Consider the following 24,294-nt stretch of genomic DNA (forward strand, 5'->3'; position numbering starts at 1 on the left):
TGCGTGGATCGATTCGTTTTAAGTTAAGCGTTTGCATTTTAGAAAAAAACGTATATACTAACTTGTATACAAGTATACTCACTTTAGAAATCAGGTGATTCCATGTCAGAACTGTTATACCCCTTGAAGTGGTTAGCAAAAGCTTCCGCCGGAGATCGTGTCGCACACGAGCTACGGATGCGCATCATTTCAGGAAAGATTGAAAGCGGTACCATTTTATCTGAGAACAAATTAGCCTCTGATTTTTCAGTCAGTCGCTCGCCTGTCCGCGATGCGTTAAAGGTCCTTGCATCCGAACAATTGATTCGTCTCGAGCGAATGGGAGCGGTCGTCGTCGGTTTGTCCGAGCGCGACATTCAGGAAATCTATGATGTCCGGCTACTCATCGAAACGTTCGTCTTCGAACGACTCGTTAAGATCGAACGGTCTGAACTTGTCCGTGAACTCAGTAAGATTCTCGAAATGATGAAGGTTGCCATCAAATATAAGGATGCCGATGAATTCTCCTTCCAGGACGTACTTTTTCATGAAACGATCATCCGCTCGATTGATCATGGATATGTCAGCATGATTTGGCAAAATCTCAAACCGGTCATGGAAAGTTTCATCCTCCTATCGATGCGGGTACGATTCGAGGAAGACATCGAAGACTTCGAACGCATCCTCGCGAACCACGCCTTGTACATTGAAGCGATCGAGACAGGGGATCGTGAACGGATGGTCGCTTCCTTACATCAGAACTTTGATGACGTCCAGGAAGTCGAAGATCTCTGGAAAACGCAACAAATGATGTCGAAAGGAGTCGATTCACATGACTGAATACATGTTAGGCGTCGATATCGGAACGACGAGTACGAAAGCGGTCTTATTTACGACAAAAGGAGAGGTCATCGGACAAACGAACGTCGGTTACCCGCTCCATACACCGAACCGCTCGACGGCGGAGCAGGATCCGGAAGAAATTTTTGATGCTGTACTCGAAGCCATCCGTTTGATCACGAAGCGTTATCCGAGCATGTCACCGAAGTTCGTCGCGTTCAGTAGTGCCATGCACAGTTTGATCGCAATGGACGCACAGCATCAACCATTGACTGCCTGCATCACGTGGGCAGACAGTCGGAGTGAAGCATGGTCGAACAAGATCAAGGAACAATATGGTCTATCGATCTATCACCGGACCGGGACACCGATCCACCCGATGTCACCGCTCAGCAAAATCAGTTGGCTCGTCGAAGATCGTCCGGAGCTCCACGCTCAAACGAAAAAATATGTCGGGATCAAGGAGTTCGTGTTCCAAAGACTGTTCGGCAGATATGTCATTGACCACTCTCTTGCTTCAGCAACCGGTCTCTTCAATATTCATGAATTAGGCTGGGATACGGGCGCGTTACACGTTGCTGGCATCGATGCGAGCTACTTATCAGAGCCGGTACCGACGACGACGTCATGTACTGGACTGAATGCCGATTACGCACGACAAATGGGACTTTCCATCGATACGCCGTTCCTAGTCGGTGCCAGTGATGGTGTCCTTTCTAACTTAGGTGTTAACGCGATTCGTAAAGGGGAAATTGCGATCACGATCGGGACAAGCGGCGCCATCCGAACGATTATTGATCGTCCACAGACCGATGAAAAAGGACGAACGTTCTGTTACGCCCTGACCGAGGACCACTGGGTCATCGGTGGTCCTGTCAACAATGGCGGAATGGTCTTACGGTGGATCCGAGATGAACTCGCTTCAGCAGAAGTCGAGACAGCAAAACGCCTCGGCATCGATCCGTACGCCGTCCTGACGAAGATTGCCGAACGCGTCCGTCCAGGATCCGACGGGCTATTGTTCCATCCTTACTTGTCCGGCGAACGAGCACCACTGTGGAATCCGGATGTCAGCGGTTCGTTCTTCGGTCTGACTCTCTCACACAAAAAAGAGCATATGATCCGGGCAGCACTAGAGGGTGTCATCTACAATCTGTATACCGTCTTCCTCGCCCTCGTCGAGTGCATGGATGGTCCCGTGACACGGATTCAGGCAACAGGTGGCTTTGCCCGGTCTGAAGTCTGGCGCCAAATGATGGCGGACATCTTCGAGTCGGAAGTCGTCATTCCGGAAAGTTTCGAAAGTTCATGTCTCGGTGCTTGTATTCTCGGACTGTATGCGACTGGGGAAGTCGATTCGTTCGAAGTCGTCTCCGAGATGATCGGGGAAACACATCGCCATGTACCAAATGAAGAAGCGATGCATGAATACCGTCAGCTCTTACCAATTTTCATTAGTCTGGCCCGGACATTGTCCGAGGATCACAAACGAATCGCTTCGTATCAACGGAGTTTGATTCAAGAAGAAAACTAACATAATCTTTTGGGGGAAGTCATCATGCCATTAGTCATCGTAGGAATTGGGATCGTTGCGTTGCTCGTTCTCATCATGGGGTTGAAATTAAATACGTTTGTCTCACTCATCATCGTTTCCTTTGGCGTTGCATTACTGCTCGGCATGCCGCTCGATCAGATCGTCAAGACGATTGAAGCCGGTATCGGCGGAACGCTTGGTCACCTCGCACTAATCTTTGGTCTTGGTGCGATGCTTGGAAAGCTGATCGCTGACGCCGGGGGGGCGCAGCGAATCGCGATGACGCTTGTCGCCCGATTCGGGGAAAAGAACATCCAATGGGCGGTCGTCGTCGCTTCATTCATCATCGGGATCGCACTCTTCTTCGAAGTCGGACTCGTTCTTTTGATTCCAATCGTCTTTGCGATTTCACGTCAGCTCCGCGTCTCGATCCTATATCTCGGGATCCCGATGGTCGCAGCGCTGTCCGTCACGCACGGATTCTTACCGCCACACCCGGGTCCGACTGTCATCGCCGGGGAGTATAAAGCAAATATCGGGGAAGTCTTACTGTATGGTTTCATCGTTGCTGTTCCGACGGTCATCATCGCCGGTCCTATCTTTACAAAAATCGCCAAACGACTCGTTCCTGAATCGTTTACACGGACAGGAAACATCGCGTCACTCGGGGAACAAAAAGAATTTGATTTAGACGAGACACCAGGCTTCGGCATCAGTGTCTTCACGGCGATGCTACCGGTTCTTTTGATGTCGGTCGCAACAATCTTCACGCTTTTACAAGAAACACTCGGCTGGGGTGAAAACAGCGTCATCTCGGCAATCGAGTTCATCGGGAACGCCTCGACGGCGATGTTGATTTCATTACTCGTCGCGGTCTACACGATGGGGATCGCGCGTCAGATTCCGATGCAAACGGTCATGGAGTCTTGTACGACGGCGATCGCCCAAATCGGGATGATGCTATTGATCATCGGCGGTGGCGGTGCCTTCAAGCAAGTCTTGATCGACGGCGGTGTTGGGAAATACGTCGCACAATTATTTGAGGGATCAGCGTTATCTCCGATTCTACTCGCTTGGTTGATCGCTGCGATTCTCCGGATCTCACTTGGTTCCGCGACAGTCGCTGCCCTATCAACGGCAGGTCTCGTCATTCCGTTACTAGAGCAATCCGACGTCAACTTAGCGCTCGTCGTTCTCGCGACTGGTGCAGGTAGTCTGATCGCTTCACACGTCAATGATGCGGGCTTCTGGATGTTTAAAGAGTATTTCGGATTATCATTAAAAGAAACGTTTGCGACATGGACTGTGCTTGAGACGATCATTTCCGTTTGTGGACTTGGGTTCGTTCTTCTCCTCAGCCTCGTCGTCTAAAAAAAGGAGTCGTTCTACTTATGCAACATTCTATCGGAGTCATCGGTCTTGGTGTCATGGGCCGCAACTTAGCACTGAACATGGCGAGTCATCAAGAAGAAGTCGCCATCTATAACTACACACGTGATCTAACAGACGATCTCGTCGCACACGATGAAGGACTACCCCTTCATCCGTATTACGACATTGAAGCATTCGTTCAATCACTCGCTCGCCCACGTAAGATCTTCATGATGGTCACGGCTGGTAGCGCGATTGATTCAGTTATCGAATCGTTACTTCCGCATCTCGAAACAGGCGATATCATCATGGATGGTGGGAACTCTCACTTCCTCGATACAGAGCGTCGTTTCGACGAGTTACAACGCCACGGGATTGAATACATCGGTGTCGGTGTATCGGGTGGTGAAGTCGGTGCGCGGACCGGTCCTGCGATCATGCCGGGTGGATCGAAAGAAGCCTACGACCATGTCGCACCGATCTTGACGAAGATCGCTGCTCACGTCGAAGGAGATCCATGTTGTGTCTATATCGGTCCGAAGGGCGCTGGTCACTTCGTTAAAATGGTCCACAACGGGATTGAGTATGCTGACATGCAACTGATCGCGGAAGCATATAGCTTCCTCCGTTTCCGTCTCGGACTCGACGTCACGGAAGTTGCGGACATATTCGCCGAGTGGAATGCAGGCGAACTGAAGAGTTATCTGATTGAAATCACAGCGGACATCCTCCGGAAAACGGATGACGAGACAGGTCAACCGTTGATTGATGTCATTCTCGATCAGGCCGGTCAAAAAGGAACCGGAAAATGGACGAGCCTGCAAGCAATTGATAATGGCATCGCCTCTTCGATTATCACGGAAGCCTTGTTCGCGCGTTACCTCTCGGCTGTCAAAGAAGAACGCGTCGCAGCGTCTGCTGTCCTAAAGGGACCAGAAGACTTGTCAACGCTTGAGCGAGACGCGTGGGTCGAACGGATTCGTCAAGCGCTTTATATGGGGAAAGTTGCCGCATACGCGCAAGGCTTCACTCAGTACCGGACGTCGTCTGAGTTGTATGACTGGAACTTACGCCTCGAGGAGATCGCCTTGATCTTCCGTGGTGGATGTATCATCCGGGCCGACTTCTTGAACGTCATCAGTGAAGCGTTCAAAAATGATGCGAACCTCTCGAACTTGATGCTCGCCCCGTTCTTCGCTGAGAAAGTACAGGCGTATCAAGAATCGTTACGTCATGTTGTTGCTGAGGGTGCTTTGTCTGGTTTCGCTCTACCGTGTCTCTCGACATCGTTGACGTATTATGATAGCTACCGGACAGCGAATTCGAATGCCAACATGTTGCAAGCGCAACGCGATTATTTCGGAGCTCACACGTATGCTCGGACAGACCGCGAAGGCGTCTTCCATACAGACTGGCAATAAGAAATACAGATCCCGACTCCTGTTTCATTTAGGCGTCGGGATTTCTTTTTTTTGTTCACACAATCTTTCCTGAAATAAGAAATTGCCGATTATACCTTGACAAAAGTGTTGGTCTATATGAAATTAGTATTAGATTAGAATTATTCTAGTGTGATAAATACAGATTCCTTGTATGCACTAGAACAGATTCTAAATATAGAACCCTTGAGGAGGATTTTTATCATGTCTTTAATCGGAAGTGAAGTAAAACCATTCAGCGCATCAGCATTCCACAACGGAGAATTCGTTGACCTAACGGATGCCAACCTTCGCGGTAAATGGAGTGTCGTATGTTTCTACCCTGCAGACTTTACATTCGTTTGCCCGACAGAACTCGAAGATCTCCAAAACCAATACGCAACACTCAAAGCGCTTGACGTTGAAGTTTACTCTGTCTCAACAGATACGCATTTCACACATAAAGCATGGCACGAAACATCAGAAACAATCGGTAAAATCGAGTACGTCATGATCGGCGACCCATCACACGTCATCTCACGTAACTTCGAAGTCTTGAACGAACAAGATGGTCTTGCTGACCGCGGTACGTTCATCATCGATCCAGACGGCGTCATCCAAACGGTTGAGATCAACGCAGGCGGCATTGGTCGTGATGCGAGCACGCTCGTCAACAAAATCAAAGCGGCACAATACGTACGTAACAATCCAGGCGAAGTCTGCCCAGCGAAATGGGAAGAAGGCTCTGCAACACTCACACCAAGCCTTGACCTCGTCGGAAAAATTTAAGGAGCTGATTCGCGATGGCTTTAGCACCAGACATTAAAGCACAACTCGCGCAATACCTCGAGCTTCTCGAAGGCGATCTCGTCCTAGCGGTTAGCGCTGGGACAGACGCCGTCTCGCTTGAGATGAGCGCACTCGTCGAAGAGATTGCAAGCATGACACCACGCATCTCCGTCGAGCAGGCAAGCCTTCCCCGGACACCAAGTTTCACAGTCAACCGTGTCGGTGAGACAAGCGGCATCACGTTCGCGGGAATCCCACTCGGTCATGAGTTCACGTCCCTCGTTCTCGCTCTGCTACAAGTCAGCGGTCGAGCACCGAAGGTCGATGCGGACGTCATCAAGCAGATTCAAGGCATTCAAGAAACGTACCACTTCGAGTCGTACATCAGCTTGAGCTGCCACAACTGCCCGGATGTCGTACAAGCATTGAACGTCATGAGCATCCTCAACCCGAACATCAGTCACACGATGATTGATGGCGCGGCATTTAAGGCAGAAGTCGAACAAAAAGAGATCATGGCTGTTCCGACGGTCTTCGTCAACGGCGAAGCGTTCGGTAACGGACGGATGTCACTTGAAGAAATCTTGGCGAAGCTTGGCACAGGTGCCGATGCTTCTGATTTCGCTGATAAAGATCCATACGATGTCCTCGTCGTCGGTGGTGGTCCAGCTGGATCGAGTGCTGCCATCTATGCAGCCCGTAAAGGCATCCGGACAGGAATCGTCGCAGAACGCTTCGGTGGACAAGTCATGGATACGATGAGCATCGAAAACTTCATCAGCATGAAGTACACAGAAGGACCAAAACTCGTCGCAAGTCTTGAGGAGCACGTCAAGGAATATGGCATCGATGTCATGAACCTGCAACGGGCAACTCGCCTTGAGAAGAAGGACCTCCTTGAGCTCGAGCTTGAGAACGGTGCTGTCTTGAAGACGAAGAGTTTGATCCTTTCGACAGGTGCACGCTGGCGTAACGTCGGCGTCCCAGGCGAACTCGAATTCAAGAACAAAGGTGTCGCATACTGCCCACACTGTGATGGTCCATTGTTCGAAGGAAAACGTGTCGCAGTCATCGGTGGTGGAAACTCAGGGATCGAAGCAGCTATCGATCTCGCAGGAATCGTCAAGCATGTCACGGTCCTTGAATTCGCACCGGAACTAAAAGCAGACGCTGTTCTTCAAGAACGCCTCGCTTCACTTCCGAACGTCACGGTCGTCGTCAACGCACAGACGAAGGAAATCACAGGAACGGACAAAGTGAACGGCATCACGTACATCGAGCGCGAAACGAACGTCGAACGTCACGTCGAGCTCGAAGGTGTCTTCGTCCAGATCGGTCTCGTACCAAACACGGACTGGCTCGGTGAAACGGTGAGCCGTAACAAGTTCGGTGAAGTCCAAGTCGATCGCCACGGCGCAACGAACGTACCAGGCGTTTTCGCAGCAGGAGACTGCACGGATAGCGCGTATAAACAGATCATCATCTCGATGGGATCTGGTGCAACAGCTGCACTCGGTGCTTTCGATCACTTGATCCGAAATTAAATGAAAAGAGCGGAACTCAGACGAGTTTCGCTCTTTTTCTATTTCAATAGTAGATTTCACCAACGGATGAACAATGAAATTCTTTTGTGATGTGGTGCTTTGTTAAGATGCCTTGCTTCGCGTATGTACCACTGACTGTTACGACCATCGTTTGTCCTGCATCAATTCGGGTACCATCGAATCCTTTCTGTGTCCAAATGCCATCATTGATGGCTTGAGATGTCATCGAAAAGACATCAGAGAACCATTGTCGCTCACTTCGCTCCAAAAGTTCGGTTTCGAAATTCCCTGTGATCCGAACTTCTTTTCCACCTTGTGTTCGTTCAAGTGCTCGTTGACCATCTCCATAAATACTTAATTGAACACGCAACGGTTTTAACCGTTTGATTGTCCGTTCCTGAAAACGTTCCGGTGAAACCCAATCCTCATCTGCGAATTGATTTGCTGCAAGCAATGTGACGTCCGCATTTTCATGTGTCCGATTCAGTTCTCGCACGATTTTTTCATATGCTGCGTAATAGCGTTGATGTTGTGTCGTCTGATCCTTTGCCTCCGATGTGACTGGTGATAATGAAGCAAGTATGAGAACGGCTGTCGCGATCTGATATTTCATTGATTTCCCCTTCCTTTCGCTGTTCATTGTACGAAAAAAATGAGGAATAGATTCGAAAACGACAACCGTTTTAGAGATTTTTTCATTCAATACGATATCAATAGATTGTACGCTTCTAGAATTAAGAACAAATGAGGATTGTTCAGTCAATCTGACCCCTATAAATAATTCAAAGTTGACACTTTTGACTAGTCCAGTCATCTGATAGATTGAAGATATCTTAAAATCTATCATAAAGAAGGTTAGTCACATGCAAAAAGCAGCACCGTATTCTAGCACTCGTACCCGCCAGCTCGTCATCACTGCGATGTCAATCGCACTTGTTCTTGTTGCGACACTATTCATCAATATCAAACTGCCAATCGCTTCAAGCGGTGGTCTCGTTCATATGGGAACAGCGATGCTCTTTCTTATCGCGATTTTATTCGGTCCACGAACAGCACTGATTGCCGGAGCAATCGGTATGGGATTATTTGATCTTATCAGTGGATGGACACTCTGGGCTCCATTTACAATCGTAGCTCGAGGACTCCAAGGATATATTGTCGGGCGTATCGCCTGGTCTTCGCGATACAAAGGAGACAACCCTGGCTTAAATATTTTCGCAATGATTGTTTCTGCTCCTGTCATGCTTGCTGTTTACTATGTTTGTGAAGGTATTCTTTACAGCAACTGGGTCGCACCAGTCGCTTCAATTCCAGGAAACATCACACAAAACGTCGTCGGAATCCTCGTTGCGATTCCAGTCGGGATTGCACTGAAGAAAACGCGTTTCTTCCGTAACTTCCGCTAAATCCAAAAAACCGTCCGGCTCCTCGTAGAGTCGGACGGTTTTCGTTTAGCGAATCGGTTGACCTTGTTCAAGCTCAAGCGTTTTAGCTGTTTCGGCATGGATCTGTTCGAACAGCTCCGGATGTTCAACGAGTGAGATCCCGTAAGACGGAATCATCTCCTTGATTTTTGCTTCCCACGCCGGTAATTCGGACGGGAAACATTTCGCGAGTACTTCGAGCATGACGGGAACCGCTGTGGAGGCACCTGGAGACGCCCCGAGTAAGGCAGCGACAGATCCGTCGGCCGCACTAACGACTTCTGTTCCGAACTGGAGTGTTCCTTTTCCTTGTGGTGTATCCTTGATGACTTGGACACGTTGACCAGCGACGACGACGTCCCAGTCTTCCGTCTTCGCATTCGGGATGAACTCTCGTAATTCGTTCATCCGTTGTTCCGTCGACAAGAGGACTTGTTCGATCAGATACTTCGTCAATCCCATCTCTTTGGCTCCCGCAGCAAGCATCGTCAAGACGTTGTTCGGTTTGACGGACGCGATCAAATCAAGATTTGATCCTGTCTTAAGGAACTTCGGTGAGAAACCAGCAAACGGTCCGAAGAGGAGTGATTTCTTCCCATCGATGTATCGTGTATCCAAGTGCGGTACTGACATCGGCGGTGCTCCGACTTTCGCTTTTCCGTAGACTTTCGCATGGTGCTGTTCGATGATCTCAGGATTTTTACAGACGAGGAATAAACCACTGACCGGGAAACCACCGATCTGCTTCGATTCCTCGATGCCTGTTTTTTGGAGCAACGGTAGACTACCGCCGCCACCCCCGATGAAGACGAACTGCGCCATATGATGCTCGATTCGGTGATCGCGCTCATTCTTCACTTTGACTTCCCAACCACCGTCAACACGCTTCAAATCCTCGACGCCATGCTGGTAGTTGATTGTAACATCGTGCTGTGCGAGATATTCAAACAGGATTCGTGTCAACGCACCAAAGTTGACGTCCGTTCCTGAATCGATTTTTGTCGCAGCGATCGGCTCTGGTGACGTCCGACCGTTCATGATGAGTGGAATCCACTCGGCTAATTTCGCTGGATCCTCTGAATATTCCATTCCCGCAAACAACGGATTTGCTGATAGCGCTTCCAATCGTTTTTTCAGAAATTCGACGTTTTCTGTTCCTTCAACTATGCTCATATGTGGAATCGGCATGATGAATTCTTTCGGATTCGGCAAGACACCTTCCTTGACGAGATGCGACCAGAATTGACGTGACAGTTGGAACTGTTCATTTACTTTGACCGCTTTACCGATATCGATCGAACCATCGGCGTTTTCCGTCGTATAGTTTAGTTCGCATAGTGCGGCGTGACCTGTTCCTGCATTGTTCCACTCATTCGAGCTCTCTTCCCCGGCACTCGCGAGTTTCTCGAATACCTTGATGTTCATCTCAGGCGCGAGTTCTTTTAACAAGACCCCTAACGTCGCGCTCATGACTCCGGCACCAATTAAAATAACGTCTGTTTTTTTAGGCATACTGCTCATGATATCCTTCCTATCCCCGTTGATATTATGGACTACCTGTCATGAAAAACTTCCCCCTCATGACGACAACTTACCTTTCCATTATAACCCTATCATAGCTTGCACAGAAAGGAACTTCTTTTACATTCAGAAATGTGTAAAAGCGATGATTCAGGTAAGTTGATTTTCGTCAGCCGGCACACAATCAGGCATGACTTTGACGAAAAACGGTAATCATATAACGAAAGTAAAAGGAGGAACGCTCATGGCGACACGCTGGATATTCGGCAATCAATTGAATCACGATCTCCCCTTATTGCAGGAAGCAAACAAACAAAACGACGTCATCCTGATGGTCGAAGCGACTTCGCGCTCCAAGTGGAAGACGTACCATAAACAAAAGCTCGTCCTCGTCTTCTCAGCGATGCGACATTTTGCGGAAGAACTGCGCGAAAAAGGCTTCACCGTCGATTACCGGGAAGCCGATTCGTTTGATCAGGCATTCAAGGCACACCAGAAAGATCATGATCCGGATCATGTATTCTATACGGCAATCACGGACGAACCGATGCGCAAGGCGATGCAGAAATGGCAGGACGCTTTACCGAAGAAGATCACGGTCGAAGTCTGTTCCGACGTACCATTGTTTTTACTGACACAAGAAGAAGCGGTCGAAGCAATCGGCGACAAGCCATACAAGATGGATCGTTTTTATCGCAAACTGCGCAAGGAACGAAACGTTCTTATGAACGGCTCCAAACCGATCGGTGGAAAGTGGTCGTTTGACGCCGAGAATCGAAAACCAGCGAAGTCCGGGACGACGTTTCCGGATCCCGTTCAGTTTCGTCCCGATCGCATCACAAAGGATGTCATCGACAAGGTCGAGCGTGATTTTTCCGATCATCCGGGAGCACTCGATTCCTTCCATTGGCCAGTCACGCGAAAGGAAGCGACGCGGGCTCTCCATCGTTTCATCGAAGAACGACTCGAGACGTTCGGGACGTATCAAGACGCCATGTTAACCGGTGAAGATACGTTGTCGCATTCGCTCTTGTCTGCAGCAATCAATCTAGGTCTATTGACACCGGAAGAGGTCATTCGTCAAGTCGAGGCAGCCCTTGAAGATCAAGATGCTCCGCTCAATGCGGTCGAAGGTTTCATTCGGCAAATTCTCGGCTGGCGTGAATACATGCGTGCCGTTTACTTAGCCGAGATGCCGGACTATGCTTCCGTTAATGTGCTGCGTCATGAAGCGGATTTACCGGACTTTTTCTGGACCGGGAAGACGAACATGAACTGTGTCGCTGAATCGTTACGTCCCGTCGTCGAGCATGCCCATAATCACCATATCCAGCGCTTGATGGTGCTCGGGAACTTCGCTAATCTGTTTGCGATCTCGCCGCAACAGACGGCAGACTGGTTCAATGAGATGTACATCGATGCTTATGACTGGGTCGTCTTACCGAACGTCCTTGGAATGGCGCTTCATGCCGATGGGGGAACGTTATCGACCAAACCGTACATCGCTTCGGCGAATTACATCCATAAGATGAGTGATTACTGCAAGGGATGCCCGTTCCATCAAAAGGACATGTTCGGAGAGAATGCCTGTCCGTTCAACGCCTTGTACTGGGACTTCATCGACCGGCATGAAGAACGGTTCGCTGATAATCAGCGGATGTCGATGATGTATCGGCAATGGGGAAAGCGTGATGCAGACAGCAAACGTGACATTCGAAAGAAAGCGAAAGCACTTCGGAAACAACTACAGGATGGCGCCTTCGATACACCATAAAAACAAGCCGCTCGGATTAGATCCGACCGGCTTGTTTTGAATTACGCACTTTTTTGGTCAACTGCTTGTTGTTTCTTTTTTCGGAGATGATACAGTCCGAATAGTCCGAGGAACCAAACCGGTGTCAGCAATAAGGCTGGACGTGTATCGTCAGCAAACAGCATGACGACGAGAATGACTGCAAACAATCCGAGCACGAGGTAATTGACGAATGGTGTCAATGGTGCTTTAAATGTCGACGCCGCATGCAATTCCGGATTTTGTTTCTTGTACCGGAGATGACAGACGAGGATGACACCCCAAACCCAGATGAAGCAGATTGCACTGATCGTCGTGACGATACTAAATGCTTGTCCTGGTAACAGTTTACTGAGCAAAGCACCAACTGAGACGACGATCGTCGAGACGAACAAGGCGTTTGCTGGGACATGGTTTTTGTTCAACTTCGAGAACTTGTTCGACGCTTGCTGTTGATTTCCCAGGTTATACAGAATCCGGCTCGTCGAGAACATTCCGCTATTACACGCAGAAGCAGCAGACGTCAGTACGACGAAGTTGATGATTCCTGCTGCGAGTGGAATCCCGATCAGACTGAACGTCTTGACGAACGGACTTTCTGTCGCACTCAGTCCTGTCCATGGGTTGATCATCAAGAGGACGAGTAAAGCACCGACATAGAAGAATAAGATCCGAAGCGGAATCTTATTGATCGCGGACGGAATGTTCTTTTTTGGATCCGCTGTTTCTGCTGCTGACACCCCAACGAGCTCGACGCCGACATAGGCGAAGACGACCATTTGGAACGATAGCAAGAATCCAGTAATTCCGTTTGGCATCCAGCCACCATGTGACCAGAGGTTCGACACCGTCACAGGACCAGCGTCCGTTTTAAAACCGATGATGAGCAGGACGATTCCGACACCAATCAAGGCGAGGATCGTCACGACCTTGATCAAGGCGAACCAAAACTCGAGTTCTCCGAACAATTTAACGGTCAATAAGTTAAAACCAAGTAAAATCAAGAGCGCAAGAACGGCTGGAATCCATTGCGGGATATCAAACCAATACTTGACGTACAGACCGACGGCGATGATGTCCGCCATTGCCGTCATGATCCAACAGAACCAGTACGTCCAACCGGTCACGAACGCGGCACGTGGTCCGAGATAATCTTCTGCGATATCCGTGAGTGACTGATAGCCTGCTTTTGACAATAACAATTCCCCAAGTGCGCGCATGACGAAGAAGATTGCGATCCCGACGAGTAAGTAAGCAAAAATGATCGATGGGCCGGCGAGTTGGATCGCTTTTCCTGATCCTAAAAACAAGCCCGTTCCGATCGTTCCACCAATGGCAATCAACTGTACATGACGATTCGATAAATCCCGCTTTAATCCTTGCTGTTCCAAACCTGAACTCCTCCTTATGATGGCTTCTCTACGCTTCAGACCGTTCTGTCGGTCCTGAAAAAGAAAAAAAGAGACTGGACGAATGTCCAATCTCAACAAAATCAAAGGAATAACCCATACACGCCACTACGACATTCCATGAATGCCCGTCGCTGCATGTGATTACTCTTCTGTCCGTTTGCCTGAGATTGTGAACCCTTCGGCGCCGTGTCAACACGGTCTCTCCAGAAGCTGCTCCTGCCATAGTGTGACCCATGACAATCATAGCTTTCTCTTTATTTGATTATCCGATGCGTCGCTGCATCGATGAATTGTTTCTAATTCTAGTAATCTCGACAGCGTTTGTCAACGCCTTTTTCAAAATGATTTTTCAATTCATGAAAAGGACTTTACCATCTTTTCCAGAAATCATACAGCACGACTTGATCACGAAAGGAAAGATGAGACATGTTGACAATTTACTTGATTCGCCACTGCGAAACGACTGGTCAAGCACCTGATGCCCCATTAACACCTCGTGGAGAAGAACAGGCGCAACGACTGTGTATGCAGCTACTTGAGCTTCCGATCACGCATCTTATTTCGAGTCCGTATCGTCGTGCGCTCGACTCGATTCAACCCCTTGCGACTGCTCTGAAACTGTCCGTTGCACAAGAAGAGGACTTAAAAGAACGACGGTTAAGTGCTGTTCCACTTGACGATTGGCAGGACCATCTTCGTCGAACGTTCAGCGATCCAGACTATACGTGTCCTGGTGGTGAATCTAGCCGGATAGCAACTAAGCGCATCACGCGTGTCGTTGAGGAAGCGTTGCAACAGCATGATGGATCGATTCTTGTGACACATGGGAATTTATTATCTTTATATCTGCATTCAATTGATCCAACGTTTGGATTCGAAGAAAGTTTACAGCTGAAGAATCCGGATATTTTTAAGGTGACACAAGTAGATGATGTAATATCTTTTCAACGAATCGATCTACACTAACGGAGCCTGACTAAAATACGCATAACGCTTCAACTCTAATACGGTTTGTTCAAAATTAATTTTTTGATCATCAAAGACTTGTATGTAATCGGGGCGTTGTGCAATCGTCATCGTTTTTCCACTACGAACACTTTTTGGTCGACTTAAATTCAACTTATTTTTTTGAGAATACTCTAGTAATGCTTGCATACAGTGATCTCGATACTCTCTTATATTTTGACTATCAGCAGCTTCTACCTTTGCTTTTAACACTGATTCTTCTAACTGCCAATAGTGCGGTTGACTATCGTCTCCTTTCCACCAGAATGCCCAAAATCCTCCACGTGCATTTGCAACGCGTCCCCATTTTCCGTTCTTCAATTCTTTTTGCAGATCTCTATAGAATCCTTGCCAAGAGAAAGAATTCCATTCGGTGATTGGTAGTGATTTATACGATTCGATCGAGGTGTCGATCTGCTTGAGATACTTAAGATAATCGTTCAAAATATCATTGGTCGTCGAAACATGAAGACCGCTCAGTACTTCGATCATCTTCGTTCGCGTAAATATTTTATATTCTGCCTCTGTCACGCCGGAGTAGTCGCCTTGTTCTACGATTTTGTAATAAATCGGTATCGGCTTCAAATACCATGTTTCGGGGTGAGTTTTGACAATTTCTAGATATCGACGTAATTGATCTGAATGATGACTCGTAAATACTTTGTCCTCAATCATAATGGCATATTTCTCATTGATGATCGCTAATATATCTAGACTATTGAACTGTCTTTTAATACACACACTTTGAATCGATTCGTTTAATTGACAGTTATGAAGATCAAAAATTTCTTTAATAAATACATTTGCAATCGTATGGAGTTGTGCATCGTCACTTCGTGCTTCTTCTTCTGCCCACTTCAATAACCAACATAGAAAAGCATCTTGCGATAACTCACTTGTGGCATAATCAAAAATATTAGGTTTCAAATGAACGCCTCCTTTTATTACAATTATAACCATTTAATTCCCTTTTATTATTCATTTGAAGAATAATAACTAACCCTACTCATTCAATTTGCTTATATATTTCATAAGAACTATCTATTTTACTTCCCTTCGGAACGGCTTTATATTGAATGAATTGATAATAAAGTTAAGTAGTTTTCGATTCATGTATGAAGCGGAACTTCAGAAAAGAAGGGATTTTTATGTCTACCACAAAAAAAGGCTATTTCATGATGATCGTTCTCTGGTTCGCCTATGCGACCTTCGCCATGAACTGGGTCGCGGGTTCGTCGTTGACACCACAAATCACGGCGCATTTCTTCGGCAATCAGACCGTTGACCCCCTCATCTCACAACTCGTCAACTATTCGATCACGACGGCACGTGTTTTCGCGAACATTCTCGCTGCGCTCATCTTGATGAAGCTCGGTCCGAAAAAAGCACCGTTACTCGCATTGTTGTTCCTGATGATGTCGATCGTCGCCATCTATCTACCGAACTACTGGGCGTATACAGTCGCTCGCATGGTCATGGGACTCGGTGGTTCGATGGTCATCGTCTATATGAATCCGGTAGTGACACGTTACGTCCAGGATCCGGCTGAAAAATTACGGATCAACGCTTTCAATACCGTCTCGTATAACGTAGGTGCATTCGTCGTGTCACTCTTGTTCACCTTGTTCGCTGATCAATTCGTCAGTGACTGGAAACTGACGTTGACGATTTTCGCGAGTCTGACAGCAATCCTCTTCTTCGCATGGTGGATTGGTAGTGAGTCGTTCGAGTTGAACGATGCTGCGGACGCAGACGAAACGCCTTACGGTTATGGAGATGCTGTCCGCGATCCATTCCTTTGGAAATATGCGGTTGCCTTCGGCGGTTTCTTGACGCTCTATATCTTATCGCTCGTCGGCTTGAAACCCGTTTTCGATACGTATACGCAGTTGAACGGTTCGCTCGTCAACCTGTTGGTCTCAGGTGCTGGAATCGTCGGTACGTTCGTTGGTCTACGCATCGGTAACAAAGGAACACCTCGTAAACCGATTCTGTTGATCAGCGGGACGGTCATGATCGCGAGTTTCCTCGTCACCGTCTTGTTCGGAAACATCTCGCCACTCGTTTCATATGTCTTTGCGTTCATTTCCGGATTTGCGATGTACATCCAGTATCCGATCTTCATGAACTTGGCACACGAACGAAAAGGCATGACACCGCAAAAGATCACTGTCTTGTTTGGTCTATTCTGGGCGATCGCTTATGCGACGCAGACGATCTTTACGATCATTTGGAGTTACGCACTCGGACATGCGGGGTATACGGTCTCGATGATCGTTTTCTTCCTCTGCTGTTCCGTGTATCTGTTCTTCACGTTCTTCTTACCAGAAACAAAACCAAAACGGACGGATGCACTTCGAAAATCCGCTTAATCCACCAACAAGCCCTTCCGAAATCACCGGAAGGGCTTGTTTTTATACTTCATTATGGGCGCCGTAGCTATGACGAAGAGCAAATAACAGTCGAATCAATGATTCATGATACCCGATGAACCATCCTTCTTCGATCCCGTTGACAATGGCTTCTTCTGTCATCCAGGCGACGCGCTGGACTTCTTCTTCCTGTAGCGTCAACGTCGACAGATCCACTTCCTGCTCGACGAGATAATAATCATCAAAACCGATTTCAAACGGAATCGTCAGATGGGGACGAATGCCCGTGAAATCGATGTCGAGTCCAAGCTCTTCCGCCAATTCACGTTGCGCCGCCATCTGACTCGTATCCCCACTAATCGCACTGCCGCCGACCGTCACATCCCACATGTTCGGCCAACCAGATTTGAACGGTTGCCGTTGTTGGACGAGCATCTCTCCTTTGGCGTTAAAGACACAGACGTGGATCGTCATGTGATAATCCCCGGCTGTATGTGGCGTTCCCCGTGTCCAGAGTCGTCCTGTTTTCTTGCGATCTGCTGTATATACGTCCCACTGTTCCATCCTAAATCATTCCCCTTTTTAATCAATGAAAGATGTAGAGTTCGAACTTTCCTCCGCCTTGACGCAATCAATCGCGACGACGAGGGCGATCAACAATTCTTCCATCGCTTCATCTTCGACTTCAATGATGTACTGATCGGTCCAAGAAATCCATTTTTTTTGAACGCGACCAATCCGTTGCCCTTGTTGTAGGACTTCAAAATCAACATCCCACCAGTCACCCGTTACTTCGAATTGATCCGAGTTGATCGTATAGCGGTCCTTGAAGAACGTGAACTCTTTAATGATTTCAAACGATTGCCCTGCTGCTTCGACATAAAAGACCGGTCGGAAACTGAACGTCTTCTTCGTGATTTCCGCGACTTCCTCTCCATCTCGGTTCGTCACGCTGAACGACTTCGGAAGTTTCATAAAACTGCCCTCGATGTGATAGGCGTCGTGCCCTGCCTCGTCTTGAATCGAGAATCGTCCACGTAAACTGAACGCTTTTTCTTTCATATAGAGTGTATGCATTCCGGTCTCCTCCTTTAACGTATAATTTCATCTACGCGATCATCGACGGAAAAGATTCAATATCTGGAAATTCTCGTTTGTGACCTTTCTTTCAGTGGTATCAACTTACATACCACGAATCTACGGGAAAGAAGGAATTGTCATGCCCATTAACACGATCGTCCTCTTCATCCTACTCGCCATCGCTCTGTTGATCATCCTTGTTCCACTACTCCTCTTTTGGCACGTCTGGCGCGCTGATCGTCGTCAGCAAGAACACGCGGTCCTGCGTAACTTCCCTGTCCTCGGAAAGATGCGTTACATCCTCGAAAACATGGGACCGGAACTCCGCCAATACTTATTTCTCAACAATAACGAAGGGACACCCTTCTCCCGTAATGAATACAAGACGGCCGTCCTTTCCGGCAAATACCAAAGTCGGATTCTCGGTTTCGGATCGGAACGTGATTTTGAAGAAGCTGGTTTTTATGTACAAAACGCACTCTTTCCAACGAATCGAAATGAATTACGCATCGATCAATCAGAACATGTTGATACACACATCTATCAGATTGACCGCGATGAATTATTTACACGTAAAGAACACCTCGTGGAAAAGCAAATCTCACCTTACCTCTTGAAAGTGGAAGATGCACCGATCATTGGCGCAACGACTTGTCGGCACCCTTATCAAGTTCAAGGACTAATCGGTCAATCGGCGATGAGCTTCGGAGCACTCGGTGACCGGCCATCACTGCGCTCTCGATTGGACTCGGTCGCGCTAAAGGCAGCTGGATGAACACCGGTGAAGGTGAGTTGTCCGATTTTCATCTCAAAGGTGACGTCGACATCATCTGTCAGATTGGTCCCGGTCTATTCGGTGTCCGGACGGAAGACGGTGACTTTTCGATCGACGAGTTTCAGAAAAAAAGTGCGTTACCGCAAGTCAAAGCCTTCGAACTCAAGCTCGCCCAAGGGGCTAAGACGCGCGGTGGACATCTTGAGGGTGCGAAGGTCACGGAAGAGATCGCCGCTGTCCGGAAGGTCAAAGTCGGTGTCGGCATCGATAGTCCGAACCGCTTTAACGAATTCACGACACCAGAGACGATGCTCGACTGGGGCGAACGGCTGAGAGAAGTCGGCGGGAAACCGGTTGGAATCAAAGTCGTCGTCGGTAATCTCGAAGATATGCGGCAGTTGATTGCTTATATGAAAGAATCCGGACGTCACCCCGATTTCATGACGGTCGACGGGGGCGAAGGAGGGACAGGCGCTACGTTTCAGGAACTCGCGGATGCTGTTGGTCTACCACTCTTTTCCGCTTTACCGTTCGTCCATCAACTCCTGACGGAAGCCGGTTTACGCGACAAGGTCAAAGTGTTTGCGTCGGGTAAGTTGATTAGTGCCGATAAGATTGCGATCGCTCTCGCCCTCGGTGCCGATTTCGTCAATATCGCGCGTGGGCTGATGTTTAATGTCGGCTGTATCCAAGCGCAAGTCTGTCATACGAATCATTGTCCGGTCGGTGTCGCGACGACCGATCCGAAGCTGCAAAAGGCGCTGATCGTCGACGAAAAAAGTTTCCGCGTGACGAACTACATCATCTCGTTACGCGAAGGTCTCTATAACCTGACGGCGGCAGCAGGACTTGTCTCACCAACGGAACTTCGCCCAGAACACGTCATCTATAAAGACGAAGCCGGACACCTGATTCCGGGACCGGACTGGATGGCACGGCATATGATGAATCGCTCTCTTTCCTCACGGTAACGAATAGCACTCACTTGCACTTTTTAGCCAGAGCGCTTAAAGTGTATAGTTGATGAAATTCTTTAACCACACATGTGCATTACCTTAAGGAAAGGGTTTAATATACTATGAAAAAGAACTTTTGGCAGGACTTACCACGACCATTTTTCGTCTTGGCACCGATGGAAGACGTCACCGACGTCGTCTTCCGCCACGTCGTCGCAAAAGCGGCGCGTCCGGACGTCTTCTTCACTGAATTTACGAATACAGAAAGCTATTGTCATCCGAAAGGCAAGCAGAGCGTCCGCGGACGTCTTGAGTTCACGGAAGACGAACAACCAATGGTCGCTCACATTTGGGGTGACAAACCAGAATATTTCCGCGAAATGAGTATCGGCATGGCAGAGATGGGCTTTAGCGGGATCGACATCAACATGGGCTGTCCCGTCCATAACGTCGCTGTGAACGGAAAAGGCTCCGGCTTGATCAATCGTCCGGAAGTCGCAGCTGAATTGATCCAAGCGGCAAAAGCGGGCGGTCTACCGGTCAGCGTCAAAACGCGTCTCGGCTACACGAAGGTCGAAGAGTGGCACGATTGGTTGCGCCACATCCTCGAGCAAGATATTGCGAACCTCTCGATTCACCTCCGGACACGTAAAGAGATGAGCGCCGTTCCAGCGCACTTCGAATTGATTCCGGAAATCAAGAAGTTACGCGATGAAATCGCACCACAGACGTTACTGACGATCAATGGGGACATCAACGATCGCCAACACGGTCTTGAACTCGTCGAGAAATACGGTGTCGATGGTGTCATGATCGGTCGCGGGATCTTCCACAACCCGTTTGCATTCGAAGTCGAGAAAAAAGAACATTCGAGCCAAGAACTCCTCGATTTGTTACGTCTACAGCTCGATCTGCACGATCATTACTCGGCTCAATTCGAACCCCGTCTCTTCAAACCATTACGCCGGTTCTTCAAGATTTACGTCCGCGGGTTCCGCGGTGCGAGTGAACTGCGGGTCAAATTGATGGAGACGAACTCAACGGACGAAGTGCGTGCTTTACTCGACGCTTTCGTTGAAGAAGAAGGGATTCACGAGGTCAACTCGTTTTCAATCTAACAACAAAGCACGCCTCCTCGTATTGAGGAAGCGTGCTTTTTCGTGTCACCAGTGTTCGACGGTTTGCCGCGTATCTGCGCACCACTGTTCAAAGTCAGACTGATGCGTCAGCGACAGGAAACGTCGTTTGCCGAGTCGCCGATCGAGCCGTGCGATACCACGGATGAAAGGATGTGGATGAACAAGCGCTTGTTCGAATGCGAGGTTCGGGTACTGCAACAAGTCCTGTTGGATCTCGTAGTTTTCCAAGTATCCGTCTTGTTTGACTTGTCGTTCGATCTCAGCGGATAACGCATGCGACTGCTTTAACCAGTCGGACTGCCATAGCAATCCGGCTGGTTTTTCCGGTAACTGTGCAGCTTGTAATGCATAACGCCGCTCGACTTCTCGCTCGAAGTGAAAGTCGTCTGCTCCGAGAATCTCTTCTCCGTCAAACGTCACCCAGACGCGACTAGGACTATCTTGAATCCGGTAGACAGCTGCATGAAAAGCAATCCGTCCCTGTAACGACGGGGCGAGCAGTTGCTCGACCCGTTTTTTGATGATGGAAAACTGCAAGCGATCCGTCCTTTCCGTCCGACTAATGTGATTAGCCGTTCTTCATATGAAACGATTCCGCAAGCGTGAACGTCAACTCTTTTAACTCGAGACCACCGAGTGCAAAGTAGAGCTTCAAATAGTTGTGGGGGTTGAAGACGAAGACATCCTTCGTCTGACTGACCCACTCGCCATTCGTTCCGTTGAAGGTGAATGTTGCGACCGGCATATTGTTCGCAAACAACGTCACCGGCATCTGCGCCAGTTCGCCGGCATTCGAACGTGCCGTCAACGTGACCTGGTACATTCCTGTCTCTTCCGCCGTGACAGCGAAGACGTGACTGCTGCCCGTCGTCGTCGCGACATCCGTTAACGGGAAGGCATCTCCACTGACGAGACGTTGGTGTGAGACGGCTTGATCTTCGAGTGCCTCTTCTTCGACCGGTGCCCCGAGGACTTCAATCGATGTTGCTGTTCCCATCACACGGTCCATAATCGGTGACCGGAGTAAGAACTGACAGATGTTCGCGGCACTCCGCAGTAACTCGGAGCGTCGCAGTGTTCCGTCGGCGAGAGCCGTCAACGTATCATCCTCGAATGGATTCGTTCCTGGTTCACCGACGACCATGTAGAGATCGTTTTGCGAACGGACCATCGTCGCCGTTTGTTGGCGGTTTGCTTCCGTTCCCTCCGCGTTAATCTTCGCCCACCAGTCGGTCATGACGATTCCGTCAAAGCCCCACTCATCGCGCAAGATGCGTGTGTTCTGATCGTACAAGCCAGCAGTCCAGATCCCATTGACGGCACCATACGTCGTCATGATCGAGTAAGCTTTCCCGTCCTTGACGGCCATCTCGAATCCTTTCAGGTACAACTCACGTAACGCCCGTTCTGATACGATCGAATCCAGATCGTGTCGGTGGAACTCTTGGTTGTTGGCACTGAAGTGCTTCAACGTTCCCGTCACACCAACACGGTGCATCCCGTCAAGCTGCGCCACGGCCATTTTTCCGGTCAGATACGAATCTTCCGAGAAATACTCAAAGTTCCGTCCGTTGAGTGGATGACGGTGGAGGTTCATCCCGGGTCCAAGCAACGTATCGATCTCGTTCTTCCGTAACTCAAGACCTGTCATCTCAAATAGATCGGCAATCAATGTTGTGTTGAACGTCGAGGCAAGCAATGTTCCGTTCGGTAACGAGAAGGCTTTCGTCCCGATGTCCATCCGGATTCCGGACGGACCATCCGCACAGCAACCTGCTGGAATGCCAAGTGCTTCGAGTTCTGCCGTCACGCCACCGAAGGCGCCCGCCGTTCCCGGTGTGACGCGCGGTGAGTTCATCCCTTCCCCTCGGACGATCGCTGCGAGATCCGCATCCGTCAATTGATCGAGGAACGTCTCGAGCGTGACCTGTTCTTCTTTAACGTCGCGTAACTTCCAACCAGCGTCTTCCGTCTGCGTCCGTTCAACAGGACGCTCCTGTTGACGACGTTGTTCCGGATCGATCGTCCGCAATGGTGTCGCTTCATACGTCACCGTATATCCCGTTTCGGTCGCTTGCGGTTTGATGCGTTCAAACGCCGTCACCGGTGCCATGTTCTCCGTTAAGACGTCCGTGACGTCAAGCGTCTCGACGGAATGGCTTGCGACTGGAACCGCCGACCGGACGTCCGTTCCGAGATAGAGCTGATACGTGCCAGGTTCTATGACATAAGACGATTTATGCCCGGTGACGCCACTATCGTCATAACTCGCAAATGAGGCGAACGGTACGACGAGTGTGAGAGATTCTTGCTCACCTGGTGCGAGTTCTTCTGTCTTTCCGAACGTAACAAGTTGACGCGTCGGGTTCCCGAGTTGTCCTTGTGGTTTCTCGAGGTATCCTTGTACGACTTCCTTCCCACTCGTCTGCCCGGTATTCGTCACCGTCGCTGTAACAGTCCAAGCATCAGCTGACGTCGTCACGTCTGTCGTCAGGTCAAACGACGTATACGATAATCCATACCCGAACGGATACAAGACCGCTTCCGGTGCGAACGTCTCGAAATAACGGTACCCGACATAGATGTCTTCTTGATACAACGCGCGATCGGCATGACCGAAGTGTGGTGTTGACGGATAATCATCGAGTGAACGGACGATCGTATCCGGTAATTTTCCGGACGGTGAGACGCGGCCGAGCAAAAGATCACTCAGTCCGGTTCCCCCTTCCATTCCTCCTTGCCACGCGTAGAGGACAGCACTTGGCGCCGTTTCTTCAACCCAGCGCATATCGATGATGTTCCCGACGTTCAAGACGACGACGGTCTGTTTGAAGTGTGTCGTCACGAGTCCGAGCATCTCCTGTTCTGTCTCCGTTAAAAAATAACTCCCTGGATCCGCCGTATTGTCGCGGTCTTCCCCAGCCGTACGACCGATCATGATCAAGGCAACATCGGAGTCAAGCGCTGCTTGCTGAACGAGTGTCGCGTCAAGCGGCATCTCTTCTTGCGACCACGGCTCGGCTGCCCAGCCTTCCCCTTGGTCAAACGGATGGTCTTCAAGCCAGTTCTCGTACGCCTTGAGGACGTCTGCATTCAGCGTTACGTCTTCGCGTAGCATGTCGAGCGGACTGACGACGTTCGTAACGTTGACCATCCCGCCTGATCCTGTTCCACTTTTATAGTAGTTGAACTGATTACGTCCGAAGACAGCGACCGTCGATGCGGGTTGCAACGGGAGCACACCATCATTTTGTAAGAGGACCGCCCCTTCCGCGACGGTTTTTCGTGCAAGTTTTGTATAGGCTTGCCAATCGAGTGTGTATGTCATACGTCATCCACCTTT

At 49.1% G+C, this 24,294-nt stretch carries 19 protein-coding genes, 1 pseudogene and 1 riboswitch; of the genes and pseudogenes, 12 read left to right on the top strand and 8 right to left on the bottom strand.

The genetic code is table 11. The annotated features are described in order from the left end of the window. Positions 1-102 precede the first annotated feature (102 nt). From ESP131_RS01915 to ahpF, 6 genes are all read left to right on the top strand, one after another. Positions 103-819, top strand: coding sequence for a GntR family transcriptional regulator (locus ESP131_RS01915; protein ID WP_029342993.1), 717 nt, complete (start codon positions 103-105; stop codon positions 817-819). Continuing rightward, positions 812-2,353: a gluconokinase gene (gene gntK / locus ESP131_RS01920; protein ID WP_069940111.1), complete on the top strand. Its 1,542-nt coding sequence runs from the start codon at positions 812-814 to the stop codon at positions 2,351-2,353. The genes ESP131_RS01915 and gntK overlap by 8 nt, the downstream gene beginning before the upstream one ends. 24 nt (positions 2,354-2,377) lie before the next feature. Next, positions 2,378-3,724 (top strand): GntP family permease, encoded by a 1,347-nt coding sequence (locus ESP131_RS01925; protein WP_029342995.1) that lies wholly within the window; start codon positions 2,378-2,380, stop codon positions 3,722-3,724. Between the two features lie 20 nt (positions 3,725-3,744). After that, positions 3,745-5,145 (top strand): decarboxylating NADP(+)-dependent phosphogluconate dehydrogenase, encoded by a 1,401-nt coding sequence (gene gnd / locus ESP131_RS01930; protein ID WP_069940112.1) that lies wholly within the window; start codon positions 3,745-3,747, stop codon positions 5,143-5,145. Between the two features lie 222 nt (positions 5,146-5,367). Further along, positions 5,368-5,931, top strand: coding sequence for an alkyl hydroperoxide reductase subunit C (ahpC, locus tag ESP131_RS01935; protein WP_012371860.1), 564 nt, complete (start codon positions 5,368-5,370; stop codon positions 5,929-5,931). Between the two features lie 14 nt (positions 5,932-5,945). Beyond that, positions 5,946-7,475, top strand: coding sequence for an alkyl hydroperoxide reductase subunit F (gene ahpF / locus ESP131_RS01940; RefSeq protein ID WP_029342997.1), 1,530 nt, complete (start codon positions 5,946-5,948; stop codon positions 7,473-7,475). 43 nt (positions 7,476-7,518) lie between these two features. Here ahpF and ESP131_RS01945 read toward each other — a convergent pair whose 3' ends face one another. Next, entirely contained in the window at positions 7,519-8,088 is a 570-nt protein-coding gene (locus ESP131_RS01945; RefSeq protein WP_047394071.1) for a hypothetical protein, read from the bottom strand. A gap of 250 nt (positions 8,089-8,338) precedes the next feature. Here ESP131_RS01945 and ESP131_RS01950 point away from each other — a divergent pair, with 250 nt between their 5' ends. Next, positions 8,339-8,881, top strand: a complete 543-nt coding sequence (locus tag ESP131_RS01950; RefSeq protein ID WP_069940113.1) for an ECF transporter S component — start codon at positions 8,339-8,341, stop codon at positions 8,879-8,881. A 45-nt stretch (positions 8,882-8,926) separates the two neighbouring features. Here ESP131_RS01950 and ESP131_RS01955 read toward each other — a convergent pair whose 3' ends face one another. Further along, positions 8,927-10,420, bottom strand: a complete 1,494-nt coding sequence (locus ESP131_RS01955; protein ID WP_069940114.1) for a malate:quinone oxidoreductase — start codon at positions 10,418-10,420, stop codon at positions 8,927-8,929. Between the two features lie 244 nt (positions 10,421-10,664). Here ESP131_RS01955 and ESP131_RS01960 point away from each other — a divergent pair, with 244 nt between their 5' ends. Then, on the top strand, positions 10,665-12,194 hold the full coding sequence (locus ESP131_RS01960; protein ID WP_069940115.1) for a cryptochrome/photolyase family protein: 1,530 nt from the start codon (positions 10,665-10,667) through the stop codon (positions 12,192-12,194). A 41-nt stretch (positions 12,195-12,235) separates the two neighbouring features. Here ESP131_RS01960 and ESP131_RS01965 read toward each other — a convergent pair whose 3' ends face one another. Beyond that, the gene (locus tag ESP131_RS01965) at positions 12,236-13,603 is read right to left on the bottom strand and encodes an amino acid permease (protein ID WP_029343002.1); all 1,368 of its coding nucleotides are present in this window, start codon (positions 13,601-13,603) and stop codon (positions 12,236-12,238) included. 160 nt (positions 13,604-13,763) lie between these two features. Then, positions 13,764-13,841: riboswitch (glycine riboswitch) on the bottom strand. Between the two features lie 209 nt (positions 13,842-14,050). Between ESP131_RS01965 and ESP131_RS01970 the strand changes: the two genes are divergently transcribed. Then, positions 14,051-14,590 (top strand): histidine phosphatase family protein, encoded by a 540-nt coding sequence (locus ESP131_RS01970; RefSeq protein WP_047394056.1) that lies wholly within the window; start codon positions 14,051-14,053, stop codon positions 14,588-14,590. On the opposite strand, the gene ESP131_RS01975 is transcribed toward ESP131_RS01970, so the two are convergent. Continuing rightward, a complete protein-coding gene (locus ESP131_RS01975) occupies positions 14,582-15,556 on the bottom strand; it encodes a PD-(D/E)XK nuclease family protein (RefSeq protein ID WP_052169463.1) in 975 nt (324 codons plus the stop codon). The genes ESP131_RS01970 and ESP131_RS01975 overlap by 9 nt on opposite strands. A 221-nt stretch (positions 15,557-15,777) precedes the next feature. Here ESP131_RS01975 and ESP131_RS01980 point away from each other — a divergent pair, with 221 nt between their 5' ends. Next, on the top strand, positions 15,778-17,001 hold the full coding sequence (locus ESP131_RS01980; RefSeq protein ID WP_050678565.1) for an MFS transporter: 1,224 nt from the start codon (positions 15,778-15,780) through the stop codon (positions 16,999-17,001). Positions 17,002-17,043: 42 nt separating this feature from the next. Here the strand turns inward: ESP131_RS01980 and ESP131_RS01985 are convergent, their stop codons facing one another. After that, the gene (locus ESP131_RS01985; protein ID WP_047394902.1) at positions 17,044-17,565 is read right to left on the bottom strand and encodes an NUDIX hydrolase; all 522 of its coding nucleotides are present in this window, start codon (positions 17,563-17,565) and stop codon (positions 17,044-17,046) included. Positions 17,566-17,583: 18 nt separating this feature from the next. Further along, positions 17,584-18,078: an LURP-one-related/scramblase family protein gene (locus ESP131_RS01990; protein WP_047394907.1), complete on the bottom strand. Its 495-nt coding sequence runs from the start codon at positions 18,076-18,078 to the stop codon at positions 17,584-17,586. A gap of 142 nt (positions 18,079-18,220) precedes the next feature. On the opposite strand from ESP131_RS01990, the pseudogene ESP131_RS01995 reads away from it, so the two are divergent. Continuing rightward, a pseudogene (locus ESP131_RS01995) lies at positions 18,221-19,827 on the top strand (FMN-binding glutamate synthase family protein). A 107-nt stretch (positions 19,828-19,934) separates the two neighbouring features. Beyond that, on the top strand, positions 19,935-20,930 hold the full coding sequence (locus ESP131_RS02000) for a tRNA dihydrouridine synthase (RefSeq protein ID WP_029343007.1): 996 nt from the start codon (positions 19,935-19,937) through the stop codon (positions 20,928-20,930). 45 nt (positions 20,931-20,975) lie between these two features. Here the strand turns inward: ESP131_RS02000 and ESP131_RS02005 are convergent, their stop codons facing one another. Beyond that, a complete protein-coding gene (locus ESP131_RS02005) occupies positions 20,976-21,488 on the bottom strand; it encodes an SF0329 family protein (protein ID WP_069940116.1) in 513 nt (170 codons plus the stop codon). A gap of 31 nt (positions 21,489-21,519) precedes the next feature. Beyond that, entirely contained in the window at positions 21,520-24,279 is a 2,760-nt protein-coding gene (locus ESP131_RS02010) for a glycoside hydrolase family 3 protein (protein ID WP_069940117.1), read from the bottom strand. Between the last annotated feature and the right edge of the window lie 15 nt (positions 24,280-24,294).

This window comes from Exiguobacterium sp. U13-1, assembly GCF_001750115.1.
Classification (GTDB): domain Bacteria; phylum Bacillota; class Bacilli; order Exiguobacteriales; family Exiguobacteriaceae; genus Exiguobacterium_A; species Exiguobacterium_A acetylicum.